The sequence below is a fragment of the Streptomyces sp. NPDC085927 genome (genome assembly GCF_044540975.1).
Classification (GTDB): domain Bacteria; phylum Actinomycetota; class Actinomycetes; order Streptomycetales; family Streptomycetaceae; genus Streptomyces; species Streptomyces hirsutus.
In genome coordinates, this window is sequence record NZ_JBITSN010000030.1 from 16,736 (window position 1) to 29,662 (window position 12,927).

The following is a 12,927-nucleotide window of genomic DNA, read 5'->3' on the forward strand; positions in this document are numbered from 1 at the left end:
CCGCCCTGTTGCAAACGGTAGAAGCTGCCGCAGCGGCAACCGCAAGCCCGGACCCTCGCGATCTGGATGGCCGCCCGCGACTTTCCCCGACGGCCCACCCAGCACACCAGTAACTTCCAAAACACGCCCTAGGCCCTGTGTGATGTCGTGATCAATCGGCTGCTCGCAGGAGGTCCTCGAGCCAGATCATCGAGGCGCGGAGTTCGAGACCGGCGAGGTAGCTCTCGGGTGTCTTGTCGAAGCGGGTGGCGATGCCGCGCCAGTCCTTCAGCCGGTTGATCAGGCGCTCGACGGTGTTGCGTTCCTTGTAGAGGTCGGTGTCGTGGCTGACGGGCCGCCCGCCCCGGTTGCCTCTCTTCTTGCGGTTGGCGGCCTGGTCCTTCTTCTCCGGGATGACCGCCTTGATGCGGCGTTTCCGCAGGTGGGCGCGGTTGGCGCGGGACGAGTAGGCCTTGTCCGCGGCGACCGCGCCGGGCCGGGTGCGGGGCCGGCCGACCGGCAGGCGGACGCGAATCTTGTGCAGCACGGGGATGAACTGCGGGCTGTCCGCGGCCTGCCCGGCGGTCAGGACGAACGCCAGCGGCCGGCGCCCGCGGCCGGCGGCGAGGTGAATCTTGCTGGTCAGCCCGCCACGGGATCGGCCGAGCAGGGCTTCCTTCAGGCGGAGCCGGTGCCGCCGGCGGACGCGCCGGCGTTCTTCCCGCTCCGGCCCGTTTCCGCCGCGCTGCCCGTTGTGTTCCGCCTCGCCGCCCCTTTTTGCCGGGCCTGTTCCTGCTCGGCGGCGGCTTCTTCCAGAGCCTCCATGACGTCCTCGCCCACGAGCATCCCGGCGGCGTCGTGGTGCGCGCGGACGGTCGTGGAGTCCACGCTGACCAGGGACAAGTCCGTCCTGCCCCGGCGGGCGGCCTCAGCGATCAGGCCCTCCAGCAGGGCGGTGAAGACACCGGCGTTCCGCCAGACCCGGAAGCGTCCGTAGACGGTCGGCCACGGCCCGAACTCGGCCGGCATCTCACGCCACTGCGCGCTGGTCCTGAACCGCCAGATCACCCCTCGAACTGCTCCCGTAGCCGCTCGGGGTACGGGCCGTACTCGCCTATCGGCAGGTACGGCTCGATCAACTTCCACTGCTCGTCGGTAAGTTGCCTGCGCGTCACGACCGTCTTCCTACCGGATCCGCCCTCCAGACGGACCCGGATCGGCGAGACTGATCACAACATCACACAGGCCCTAGGGCTGTACCAGTTTCCAGCCTGGCCCACCGCGAGATCGCGGAGTCAGACTGGAGTAGTGGCGAAGGCGAAGTATGTGCCGAGGGTGAGGCCGGAGAAAGTGATGAGCTGGCGGGGCTTCAGGCAGGTGAAGGCGGTGTGCATGGCGATACCGGCGATGACCGCGTACGGCATGGTCTGTGGGATGAGCAGTGCGGGCGGCAGTGCGATCTCCGCCGAGATAACGGCGATGGCCACCAGACGCCACACGTAGATGTCGCGATTGGTGAGGTTGCCGAGGTGGCGGCGGACGACGCCTGGGACGGCGAACTGGCGGGGGTAGGGCAGTTGGGCCCTGACCTGGGTGTAGGTGTGGACCCACTGGGCGAGGTAGAGGCCGGTGCGGAACTGGGGTGAGCAGAGCTTCTGCCAGGCGCTGTTCCAGTAGATGTCGGTGGTGACCAGCACCAGGAGGCATTGTGCCCAGGTATTCGCCGTGGTCGGGCTGTGGTCGATGGTCAGGCCGTGGCCGAGGTCGCCGGCGACGAGGAGGCAGGATCCAGTGAGCAGGGTGTAGCGGATGGCGTTGGGACTCTTGAGGTAGAGAAGTTCCATGGCAGCTCCGGCCAGGACCAACAGGAGCGAGACCCGGGGCGCCAGTCCGGCCGTCAAACAAAGTGCGGCGGCTGAGCGGATGATCAGTGCGGGTCGGTACCAGGCGGCGAGGAGCCGGGCCTTGGTGGTTCCGAAGCGCTGCTCAGCGAGGTGGAGGCTGAGCGAGCCGGGGGTGAGACGGTTCCAGCCGCCTTGACCGATGGAGAGGGCGAACCGCAGGGTGAGGACGGCGCCGAAGACGATACGGAACAGCTGGAGCCGTCCGGGGTCAGTGGGGTGCTGGAAGCCGGCGGCGAGGGCATCAAAGAACCACACGGCTGTCCCTCACTTCGATGGACCGTTCGCCGGCGGCGTTCAGGAGACGGCCGTGTCCGTCGACACGGTCGTAATGGTCGTTGCGGGTGAGGTAGCTGAGGATCGCCTGAAGCTGGGGCGGGCCGAGGATGAAGGAGCCGGGCGACAGGTAGTCGTAGACGTTCACCGGCTCGGCGCGGCCGTCCTTGGTGCCGGTGAGCGTGACGATCGTGAAGTTGGCCCGGCAGAACATCTTCCAGCGCAGCCAGCGGCCAGGCAGGTGGGTAAAGCCGGTGATCATCCAGGCCACTAAGGCGAGGGTGACGGCGATCTGGACAGCGGACAGCACAGACGGGTGCATGGACAGGAGCCTCCGTTACGGGAGGGTGAAGGTGAGGGAGGGCTGCCCCGGATGGGCGGGGCGCCGGGGTCAGCGCTCGGGCTTGGGAGGGCGCTGCATCAGCGCGGCCGTGGCCTCGTCGAGCGTGACTTTTCCGTTCAGCAGAGCAGTGATCACGTCGGTGATCGGCATCTCGACGTCGTGGGTGTGAGCCAGGGCGAGGATCGCCTCTGCGCTCTTGATGCCCTCGGTGGTCTGCCGGGTGGCGGCGGTGGCCTCCTCGACGCTCAATCCCTTGCCGAGGTGGGTACCGAAGGTGCGGTTGCGGGAGAGCGGGGAGGAACAGGTGGCGACCAGGTCGCCGAGGCCGGCCAGTCCGGCGAGGGTGGCGGGGTGCGCGCCCATGGCCACGGCCAGCCGGGTGGTCTCGGCCAGACCGCGGGTGATGAGCATGGCGGCGGCGTTGTCACCCAGGCTCATGCCGGAGGCGATGCCGACCGCGAGCGCGATGACGTTCTTCACCGCGCCGCCGAGCTCGCAACCGATCACGTCGGTGCTCGTGTAGGGCCGGAAGTACGAGGTGTGACACGCCTGCTGGACGCGAACCGCGGCAACTTCGTCGGGACAGGCGACGGTTGCAGCGGCGGGATGTCCCTCCATGATCTCGCGGGCGAGATTTGGTCCCGACAGCACCGCCACCCGCTCCGCCGGGAGGCCGGTCACCTCGGTGATGACCTCGCTCGCCCGCTTGCCGGTTTCGCGCTCGATGCCCTTCATCAGCGACACGAGCACGGTGGCGGGCCCGATGTGGGGTGCCCACGCGGCGAGGCTGCTCCGTAGAGACTGCGCGGGGATGGACAGCACGAGGAAGTCCGCGCCGTCCAGTGCGGCGGCCGGGTCGGTCGTGGCCGCCAGGGCGGCGGGCAGCTCCACGTCCGGAAAGTAGCCGGGGTTGCGGTGCGTCGTATTGATCGCGTCAGTGATTTCGCTGCGGCGGGCGTGCACGACCACGTCGCTGCCGGCATCAGCCATGATCTTGGCGACGGCGGTGCCCCACGACCCGGCAGAGAACACCGCCGCGCGGGCGGAGCGGTGCTGAGTCACTGTGGGGCCCTTCCGGTGGTCGCGATCCGGTCGCCGGGCCGACGGCCGGACCCGGCCATCCTAGCGGCCGCATCCCATGCCGCTGGGGTGGTGACGGGGCGGTGCAGGGTAAGCAGCACGGCGCGGCGGCCGGACAGCGTGGGCAGCATCTGGTGCGCCTCGCGCAGCATGCTCTGCGCCTGGTCCTCGCCCAGCTCGCGCCGCAGGTCCTCGGCGTGGGTGATCCACAGCCGATACAGACGCTCCCACATCGTCGGCTCGTTGGGACGCTCGTCCAGGTGCTCTATCTGCAGTCCGGCAGCACAGGCTTGCTCGGCCCAGGCTGGGGTGGCGCTGGGCCGCAGCGAGCGGGTCATCACCAGCCGACCGCCGGGGGCCAGGAGCCGGGCAAGCTCGCGCACGACCGCGGCCTTGTCGACGCCGCGGCCGAGGGTGTTCACGCACACGATGCCGTGGGCGCAGCCGTCGGGCAGGCCGGTGTCCTCCAGCTCGGCGACGCGGAACGAGGCCCCCGCAGTCGCATCGCCGAGGAAGTGCCGGCGGCGGTCGGTGGCTTGGGCGACGGCGACCGGAGAGAGGTCGAAGCCCTCCAAGCGCACGGCGAGAGCGCGGGCCAGCCACAGGCCGATGCCGCCGGTGCCGCACCCGGCATCCACCAGGAGCTGGCCCGGGGACATCCGCAGCCGCGCGGTCATCAGCCCGAGCAGGGGCCAGTCGCAGGAGCTGGAGGCGCAGACTTCGGCCGGATAGTCGGCGCCCATCGCCGCGGCGTACAGGCGAGCGGTCAGATCGGTGCGGGCCCGGGCGGAATGGAATGCGTCATATGGACCGGAGCGCCGCTCACCGGGCGTGGGGGTCGGCACCGTGGGGGCGGAATTCATCGGGGCATCGACCTTTTGATCCGCGAGCGGGTGCCGGGGCAGACGACCTGCACTGCGTGAACCGGAGCGGCTGCATCGGACAGGTCCAGGGCTGTTGGTTCGTGCCCGGTCACCGCGTGGACTCGACGGGCCGCCTCAGTGACCTGGTCGGTAAAGCCGCCCTGGGGCAGGGTGAACTGTCCGGTCGCCTCGGGCCACGGCACAAGCCCCGTGCTTGTGGCCGGGCGGAAGGGCGGGATGTCGAAATTGCCGGGGTCGCTGGGCAGGTCGTCGCGCATCCCGGAGATCACGGTCAGCCGGGACTGCGCGGCCTCGGTCAGCGCCCGGGCCAGCGCGATCTCCGGGTTCCAGTGGCAGCCGCCCCCGGCGAAGACGACCGGGTGGTCCTCCGACCAGAGGTAGGTCACACACACCGGCAACTTGTACGGGCCGTCCACAAGCACGATCTCCAGCGCCATGCCCGCAGCCCACAACCGGTCCACGACCTGTCGGCAGTAGAGGCCATCGACAGTCCCGGGTTCGACGAGCGTGCGCTGCCGCCCGCCGGATTGCCCGTCCCGATACAACACGTCCCGCTCGACGACCTCGAACAGTGCGTGCAGCAGTGCCTCATCCTGGCTGTTGCCGCAGGCCAAGCCGGTGCTGGTGGCACGCAGCAGATCCGGTCCCCACTCGGGCCGCTGCACCCGACGCCGGACAAGATCAACCGGCAGCAGTCGCTTCCCGTGGCTGACCAGGCCGGTGCCGGGTGTCCACTCCCACACGATCCGGGCCAGTGTGTGCTCGGGGTAGGGGACGGTCAGAGGCAGCTCTGCCACCGGGCAGTCCGGGGCGATCTCGGCGGCCGGGCCGCGGGCGGTGATGGGCAGTGGCTGCTCGACATGCCACAGCTCGATCGCCTCCATGACCGCGGACACCTTCGCGAGTAGGTCGGTGGCGCCCTTGCCCTGGGCCGTGCTCACCGTCCGCGAGGCGGGCCGGACCGCCGTCCACACCGGCAGCCCGATGCAGTCCAGACCGGTGAGATCCGCGACCCGGGTGATCCCGAAGTCCGGCAGCCGGCCCGCCACCGCTTCCCAGGTCTGCTCAGGGGGCCGGGCGCGCACCGTACCCAGCAGCGCCACCAGGCCGTCAACGCTCGTCATGAGCCGCCTCCATTCGCTCGCTCAACACACTCGTCTCCGTCCTGTCGTTCACCTCGTCGGCCTCCTCCAACAGGCCCGGCACGAGTCGCTTGGCCACCTCGACGGCACGCGCACCGCACACCAGCCCGCGCGCGGACGCCTCCGCGTCGAAGTGCTGCTCGGGGCACTGCCAGATCCGCAACAGCAGTCGGCGGGTGAGGCCATCGCGCACCGCTGCGGCCGAGAAGCCGGGCTGACTGCGCCGGGCTTGGAGGGCGGCCTGGTAGCGGACGACAGCCCGGCGGTCCTGCTCGCTCTCGCCAGCCAGCAGCAGCGCCACGGTCTGCTCGTCCCGCAGGTCGATGGCAGGGTGGAACACCCGGTCGGCCGTCAGATCGCCGCCGGAGATCTGGGCCAGCCGCTCGGCCAGCGGCCGGCCCGCCCCGTCGGTCGGGTGCAGGGAGCGGTGCTCCAGGTAGGCCGTCCACGTCTTGGGGAACATCGGGTCGAAGATCTGCTGGTAGATCACACGATCCTCGGTGGACAGCTTCAGGCCGTCCACATACTGGTGGGCGAATGCGTTGGACCAGCGCTGAAAGTACGCCGACTCCCATACTTCAAGCGGCAGTTGCTGGGACTCTAATCTTGGCGAACGGCTGTTTTGCGCGGCATGGATGGCCATGAGCGCATCGGCGCGCTTGATGTCACCAAAGTGCTGGTGCTTGGCGCGCTGCTGCGACAGCCAGTGGGCGAAGTCGACGGCTCCCTCACGTTCGCAGGCGGCCCGCACCGCGGCCGTGGTGCGCTGCGGGTAGTAGATCGCGCGCAACACGCTCAGCAGCTGTTCGGCCCGGGCACCGTCGAGCACTGCCGCCCTGACGGCCAGGCCCAGGACGTGCCGCAAGTTGATCACCGGCCAGGTCAGCGCGGACAGGTCCCCGTCCGGGGCCTGCCCGACAGCCACCTCGTCGTCGCCGTCGATCTCCCCACAGGCGTAGGCGGCATACACAGTGCCGACACCGAGCATCCCGAAAGGCGCTAGTTCGGCCGCTCTCAGCGCGCCGATGCTCGCCGCGCCGATCACCGGAATCCCCCGGCCCATTGCCGCCAGGATCTCTTTGTGCCGCAGCGCCGGCGCCTGGTGATAGACCCCGTCGATGATCACCACGGTGTCGCCGTCTGGGACCGCGTCGGCGAAGAGGTCGCCGTGCCGTACCGGTGGGCGCACCCGGATGTCCGGCGCCGCGAGAGGCGGTGCGGATCTCTCCAGCGTCGGGCCGATGAAGACATGAATCACTGCGACCTCCACGATGCAGCGCGAGGGTGCGCCCCTCCCCCGGGGCCCAGGCAGGACCGACGAGAATGGGGAGGGGCACCCGGGGCGGGATGCGTGGGTGGGGGGTTACTCCTCGTCCTCGACGTCGACGGCGATCACCACCGTGTCGGTGATCTCCTCGGTCTCCTTGGTCGATCCCGCAGTGCGTGCGGCGGCCTGGGACTTGGACACCATGAGTTTCCTCCTACGGAAGGGAATCAGCGGCCGTACGACACGGCCGCGGCACTCGCCAGTGAAACCGAGCCCGCCGCTGCCGGTAACCCCGCCGTGGGGGCCCCGCCGTGGGGGTATCGTATTTTCTGACGAGCCGTCATGCTGCGTAGTCCAAGGGGGACTTGTGGACGAATCACGGCCGTCATTAACCAGCGTTTCGCAGCATTTGTTGTGCGATCCCGCCTTCCTCAATGCCATCCAACATCGCGACTTCACGACGGTGTTTGCTATGGCTCACGACGCAGGGATCTCCTTCAACCGGATCGGGGAAGCGTGCGGCATGAAAGCCGAGCGGGCCTCCAAGGTCGCCCGGGGCGAGGCAAAGATGACGGCGCTTGACACCGTGGAGCGTGTTGCAGACGGACTTCGGATTCCTGGTGCCCTTCTGGGCCTCGCTGCGCGACCCTGGGAAGACAGCTCCCCGACACCGCACCCGGAGTCCGACGATGGAGACGACCCCATGAACCGCCGCCAGCTGCTGCGCGGCACGATCGCCGCCGGCCTCACCGGAACCGCGCTGACCGCCTTGGCCGATACCCGACAGTCGGTTGACCTCGCGCTCGCCGCCGGCACCGATTTAACCGACCTGTCCGACCTTGAGGCAGCCGCGGAGACGTACGGCTACGGCTACCACGGACAGGCGCCGACCCGCGTACTGGCTGACCTCGCGAATGACTTCAGAGATCTGCGCCCTTACCTCGACACCCCGCAGCCGGTCGCCACTCGCATCCGGGTCTGTCGTGCTGCTGGGCAAATGGCGGGGATGATCGCGATCGTGCTGCACGACCTCGGCGCTCGCAAGGAGGCGAGAAAGTGGTTCGCCACTGCCTCCCGGGCCGCAAAGGAGTCCGGTGACCGCCAGCTACATGCATGGGTCCTGGCCCGCGAAGCGATGGTTCCCCTCAACTACGGTGCCCCGCAGGCCGCCGCGCATCTAGCCGATCAGGCTCGCCAGGCCGCAGGCCACCGTCCAACCGCCGCCGCCACCCTCGCAGCTGCCGTCGCCGCCCGCGCCTACGCCCTGTCCCACCAGCCCGAACAGGCCCGTCAAGCTCTGAAGACCGCCGACGTGCTCATGGAACGGCTCGATTCCGCGGCACAAGCCGACACCTGGCTGACCCACGGCGAGCAGAAGCATCACGTCCACCTGTCCCACGCCTTCACCGCACTCGGCGACACCCGGCACGCCCACCAGAGCCAGCAACGAGCCCTGGAACTCTCCGCGCCGACCAGCACCATGACCCGCTCGCTGCTGACCATCGACGCGGCCACGTGTCTCCACCACGACGGCGACACCGAGCAGGCGTGCCACAGGACGATCGCCGTTCTGGAGAGCCTGCCAGCCGCATACCGCACCGGGCTCGTACACCGGCGGGCGAAGGACCTGTACCACTCGATCCCCGCCGGCCGCCATCGCGTAACAGCCGTGGGTGAGCTGCGCGATGTCCTGGCCGTACGTTCCTGATGAGGCATCCGCACGTCGTGTTCGGCCCCCGTGCTGCCCGAGCGGCGCTGGGAGGGCAGCCACTGAGGAGGACGATCTGCGACGGCGGTGCCGGCAGGCCGAGTGGCGGGGCGGCTGGGTCAGGTCCAACCCATGGCGGTGTAGGGCGCGCCACGAGAGATGGCTTCCAAGGCGACCCGGGTGTACTCCACGGTCGGATCTGGCAGTGAGGCCAGCGGCCACCAGCGCCACTCGGTGCACCGGTCGGGTTCGCGGAGGGTCGGCTCGCCCTCCCAGTCCGACGCGGCGAAGAAGAGCTGGATGCGCGGGGTCGGGGAACCAGGATCGAGGAGATCGACCGTGTGTACGAGCGTGAGGTCGCGTTCGGTGACGGCGAGCCCGGTTTCCTCTGCTGTCTCCCGGATCATGCAGGCGAGAGCGGACTCGTTCTGCTCGCGGTGTCCGGCCGGCGTGTGCCAGGTGGAGGGAGCGAAGGCACTGCCGGGGTGGCGTTTACCGAGGAGGGCGGCCCCATTGCTGATGAGGACGAGGTGGGCCCCGACGACGCTGCGGTCCCGGTGTCCGCCTGCTTCCCGAACCCGTACGGTGGGGAGCCTGCCTTCGGCGCCGACGCGGGGCAAGGGGTTGGCCTGGTGTGCGTGGATGACGGCGGCCGTGCCGGGGTCCATGGTCATGTGGGCCGTCTCGGCGGCGTGCGTCCAGCGCAGTTGAACGCCCTCGCGTAGGGGGATCTCATGGGCGGGCTGGTTCAAGGTGCCGAGGTAGACCATGACCCGGTCATGCATGCTGCCGGCCGCGTCGAGGGTATCCACGGCGATGAAGGGGGCCAGGTCAGGAATGTGCAGGCCGATCTCCTCGCGCAGTTCGCGTGCGATGCCCTGGTCGCACGTCTCGCCGGGCTCGTTGTGCCCGCCCAGGCATGCCCAGTGCCCAGGACGCCAGATGGGCTTGTGCGCGTCGCGCAGGTGCAGCAGGTACCGGCCGGCGTCGTCGATCAACAGAGCCGCTGTGCCGGACGGCTCAGGGATGTGTCGGGGGAGCGGATCAGTGGTGGTGGGGCTGCTGGTCACGCGGTTTGCCTTTCGTGCGGCGGCGGACAGGTCAGTCGGCGAGGGGCCGGTGTTCACCGTTCCTGTGTCAGGCGCAGGAGGTCGGAGAAGGTCCCGCCGGCGTGGACGAGATCGTCGTAGGCGCCGCGTTCGGTGAGGCGGCCCTGTTCCATGACGACGATGTGATCGGCGATCTTGGTGTTCTCCAGCCGGTGGGTGACGACGATGGTGATCCGGTCGGCGGAGATGGCCTTGATCCTCTCGAAGATGGCGTGCTCGCCGTGGGGATCCATCTGTGAGGTGGGTTCGTCCAGGATCAGCAGGGACGGGCGCCGGTACAGGGCTCGGGAGCAGGCCAGGCGCTGCCACTGGCCGCCGGAGAGTTCGCTGCCGCCGAAGATTTCGCGGGCGAGGAGGGTGTCAAGGCCAGCGGGCAGTTCCTCGATCGCTTCGCGCATACCGACCGCGTCGACCGCGTCCCACACTTCGCGATCGTCACGGCTGCGGGGCTGGCCGAGGGTGACGTTCTCCCGGGCCCGCAGGGGCCATTGAGCGAAGATCTGCGGCACGAGACCGGTGCAGTCCCAGACGGTGGCCGGGTCAGCGTCGGCGAGGTCGGTTCCGTTCCAGGTGACCCGGCCCTTGTCGGCGAGGTAGATACCGGTGATCAGACGGGTCAGGGTGCTCTTGCCCGAGCCGTTCACGCCGACGATGGCGAGGATCTCACCGCGGCGCAGCGTCAGCGAGACGCCGTCCACCGCGGGCCGGTCCTTGCCGGGGTAGCGGTAAACGACCTCCTCCAGCCGGATTTCCTCCACCGGCGCGGTGACGGCCGACCGTCCCCGCTTGGGTGCCCGGGCGGCGGCGTCGTCGAAGAACGTCTGCATGTCGCCGAGATACAGGCTTGTGTGGAAGACGGCGGCCCCCTCGATGACCAGCTGGGACAGCGCGGCCAGCGTGGTCTGCACGGCGACGACCGCAGTGGCGGCGATGGCCGGCGCGATCCGCCCGGTCACGGCCAACCAGGCGAGCGCCCCCCAGGTCGCGGCCAGGAACGCTCCGCCGGCGAGCGAGGACAGGAGAGCGATCCGCAGGGTCCGGGGTGCCGCGGCCACGGTGCGCCGGTCAACCCGCTCGGACAGGGCGCGATACCAGTACAGGAGGTAGTCGGTCATGCCATTGGCGCGGACCTCGTCCCCGTACTTCGGTGTGGTCGCCCACCAGCGGGTCATGCCCCGGATGTTTCGGTCCGCGATGTTCGCGTAGTGGATCTCGTAGTCGACCCGAGCGGTGAGGACCGCTCCGATCCCGGCCGGGGCGACGGCCAGCAGGAGGAGCGGCAGCATCAGCGAGTGAAGGACGGAGACCACGATGCCGGCGGTGACCAGCTTGATCAGAGCGGACATGAACCGCTGGGCGTCCATGACCATGACCTGGGTACGCGTCACCCCCATCTCCGCCGCCTCCTGGCGGTCGGAGAACCCGTCGCCCGCGTAGGCCGCGGCCTCGACCCGGCAGACGGCCTCGACGAGCGCGGTGTCCGTCGCGGTCGTCAGCCGCGGCGTGATGCGCCGTTCGGCATAGCGGGCCACGGCCACCGAGGTCCGGGCGACGGCGCTCGCCGCCGCGATGAGAGCCAGGGCGGGAAGAGCCTCGCGCAGCCGGTCCGCTACAGCGCCAGCCCCGAGAACGGGAGCCATGGCCTGGGCCGTGGCCGTCAGAAGTACGGCGGCTGCCGTTCCCGTCGCCAGCTGGCAACCGAGCAGCAGGAGCACAGCCCGGCGGTCGATCGCCCAGGCCATGGCTGTGATGCGTGCCAGGACGAACGGGAGCTGCGCGCACAGGCTTCGGAAACTGGCTTCACCCAGCGGGTTGACGGAGTAGTGCCCCGAGTACGTGATCTCTGCGGGAGGCGGTGGTGGCACGGAGCTGGTGGTCGAGGTCAACTGCACGTCTCCCTGTGTTTCGGAGTCGGGGGAAGGTCGCGGTATCGGACTCAACGACAAGGGCCGCGATATCGAACACACGTGTTTCGGTCGCAGTGAGTCCGTGTGGGAATGGGCTGGTTCCACGGCTCGGGGGCGGGCTGCCCCGGGATTGCCGGGGCCAGTGCCTGGTCGCGATTGGCCGAAACGCCGCAACTGATGCGCAAGTGACGTACGAGTCCGCTTCGCTACGGCGACAGAACCCCCTACCGCCGGTCGATTCGATTCGCGCAAGGTGCGCAGGAGGAGTTTGTTGATGATGAACTTGAGTGGGGCAGGGCGTTCGCGCGGCGATGTCCAGGTCAGCAAGTGGCTAAGAGTTCGTAACACGATCTTGTTGAGATGTCCTGGTTGGTCATGACCGGTGTGCTGATTTGGTCGTTCGTGATGATGTGGGTACTCGACCGTGGATTGTGGACGATGAGTTGTGGGCGCTGATCGAGCCGTTGTCGCCGCCCTGGCCGGAGCGGTCGCCGGGGCCGCGGCCGGTGGACGACCGGCTCTGTCTCCAGGGCACCCTGTTCGTCCTCCACAACGACATAGCTTGGCAACTTCTACCTCCGGAGCTGGGATTCGGCTCCGGACAGACCTGCCGGCGCCGCCTGGAACGGTGGCAGAAGGCAGGGATCTTCGACCGGTTGCACCGGACCCTGCTCGCCGAGCTGAACGCGACCGGCGAACTCGACTGGTCACGGGCGTGCGTAGACGGTTCCCACATCCGCGCGAAAAAGGGGGCGCCGACACCGGTCCGTCGCCGGTCGACCGGCGGAAAACGGGCAGCAAACACCACCTGATCTGCGACGGACGCGGCACCCCGTTCAAGGTCATCACAACCGCGGCCAACGTTAACGACGTCACCCAGACCCTTGCCCTGGTCGACGGCATCCCGCCCGTCGCGGGACGCCCCGGCCAGCCACGCCGCCGTCCCGAAGCCCTGCTCGGCGACAAGGGCTACGACTCCAACCCGAACCGTGAGGAGCTGCGTCACCGGCGGATCCTGCCCGTCATCTCCCATAAAGGCCGCCCGAACATCAAGGGTTTGGGCAAGCTCCGCTACGTCGTCGAGCAGACCTTCACCCTGCTCCACCACATCAAACGCCTCGCCCTCCGCTGGGAACGCCGCACCGAACTCCACGACGCCTTCATCTCCCTCGCCTGCAGCCTCATCTGCTATCGACGCCTCAAGAAGGCCCGACCATGATCGTGTTACAAGCTCTAAGGGCTCGCAGATCAATAAACCGTGGCTTTCCGATTGATGGTTCGTTGGTCTGGCATGAGTGGGTTGGACAAGCAACGGACAGCAATGGCAGCGA

General features: G+C 68.9%; 10 protein-coding genes and 1 pseudogene. 2 read left to right on the forward strand and 9 right to left on the reverse strand.

Annotated elements, in window-relative coordinates; genetic code table 11:
• Positions 1-151: 151 nt before the first annotated feature.
• From ACIF80_RS36695 to ACIF80_RS36725, 7 genes and pseudogenes are all read right to left on the reverse strand, one after another.
• Positions 152-1,154: pseudogene (locus ACIF80_RS36695) on the reverse strand (IS5 family transposase).
• A gap of 120 nt (positions 1,155-1,274) precedes the next feature.
• The gene (locus ACIF80_RS36700; protein WP_399813168.1) at positions 1,275-2,138 is read right to left on the reverse strand and encodes a hypothetical protein; all 864 of its coding nucleotides are present in this window, start codon (positions 2,136-2,138) and stop codon (positions 1,275-1,277) included.
• Positions 2,125-2,478 (reverse strand): hypothetical protein, encoded by a 354-nt coding sequence (locus ACIF80_RS36705; RefSeq protein WP_399813171.1) that lies wholly within the window; start codon positions 2,476-2,478, stop codon positions 2,125-2,127. Before ACIF80_RS36705 ends, ACIF80_RS36700 begins: the two co-directional genes overlap by 14 nt.
• A gap of 69 nt (positions 2,479-2,547) precedes the next feature.
• The gene (locus ACIF80_RS36710) at positions 2,548-3,561 is read right to left on the reverse strand and encodes an NAD(P)H-dependent glycerol-3-phosphate dehydrogenase (protein ID WP_399813174.1); all 1,014 of its coding nucleotides are present in this window, start codon (positions 3,559-3,561) and stop codon (positions 2,548-2,550) included.
• Positions 3,558-4,442, reverse strand: coding sequence for a class I SAM-dependent methyltransferase (locus tag ACIF80_RS36715; protein ID WP_399813176.1), 885 nt, complete (start codon positions 4,440-4,442; stop codon positions 3,558-3,560). Before ACIF80_RS36715 ends, ACIF80_RS36710 begins: the two co-directional genes overlap by 4 nt.
• Positions 4,439-5,587: a YcaO-like family protein gene (locus ACIF80_RS36720; RefSeq protein ID WP_399813178.1), complete on the reverse strand. Its 1,149-nt coding sequence runs from the start codon at positions 5,585-5,587 to the stop codon at positions 4,439-4,441. The genes ACIF80_RS36715 and ACIF80_RS36720 overlap by 4 nt, the downstream gene beginning before the upstream one ends.
• Positions 5,574-6,863, reverse strand: coding sequence for a TfuA-like protein (locus tag ACIF80_RS36725; protein ID WP_399813181.1), 1,290 nt, complete (start codon positions 6,861-6,863; stop codon positions 5,574-5,576). Before ACIF80_RS36725 ends, ACIF80_RS36720 begins: the two co-directional genes overlap by 14 nt.
• A gap of 376 nt (positions 6,864-7,239) precedes the next feature.
• On the opposite strand from ACIF80_RS36725, the gene ACIF80_RS36730 reads away from it, so the two are divergent.
• On the forward strand, positions 7,240-8,580 hold the full coding sequence (locus ACIF80_RS36730) for a hypothetical protein (protein ID WP_399813184.1): 1,341 nt from the start codon (positions 7,240-7,242) through the stop codon (positions 8,578-8,580).
• A gap of 119 nt (positions 8,581-8,699) precedes the next feature.
• Here ACIF80_RS36730 and ACIF80_RS36735 read toward each other — a convergent pair whose 3' ends face one another.
• Positions 8,700-9,650, reverse strand: coding sequence for an NUDIX domain-containing protein (locus ACIF80_RS36735; RefSeq protein WP_399813187.1), 951 nt, complete (start codon positions 9,648-9,650; stop codon positions 8,700-8,702).
• 53 nt (positions 9,651-9,703) lie between these two features.
• Entirely contained in the window at positions 9,704-11,431 is a 1,728-nt protein-coding gene (locus ACIF80_RS36740; RefSeq protein WP_399813198.1) for an ATP-binding cassette domain-containing protein, read from the reverse strand.
• 575 nt (positions 11,432-12,006) lie between these two features.
• Here ACIF80_RS36740 and ACIF80_RS36745 point away from each other — a divergent pair.
• Positions 12,007-12,815, forward strand: a protein-coding gene (locus ACIF80_RS36745; RefSeq protein WP_399813190.1) for an IS5 family transposase whose coding sequence is annotated in 2 segments (ribosomal slippage) — positions 12,007-12,324 and positions 12,327-12,815 — 807 coding nt in all. Because the reading frame shifts where the segments join, the coding sequence is not laid out codon by codon here.
• Positions 12,816-12,927 lie beyond the last annotated feature (112 nt).

Coding starts and splice junctions, on each gene's coding strand:
- ACIF80_RS36705 (WP_399813171.1), bottom strand. CDS start 2,478: ATGCACCCGTCTGTGCTGTCCGCTGTCCAGATCGCCGTCACCCTCGCC.
- ACIF80_RS36715 (WP_399813176.1), bottom strand. CDS start 4,442: ATGAATTCCGCCCCCACGGTGCCGACCCCCACGCCCGGTGAGCGGCGC.
- ACIF80_RS36720 (WP_399813178.1), bottom strand. CDS start 5,587: ATGACGAGCGTTGACGGCCTGGTGGCGCTGCTGGGTACGGTGCGCGCC.
- ACIF80_RS36740 (WP_399813198.1), bottom strand. CDS start 11,431: ATGGCCTGGGCGATCGACCGCCGGGCTGTGCTCCTGCTGCTCGGTTGC.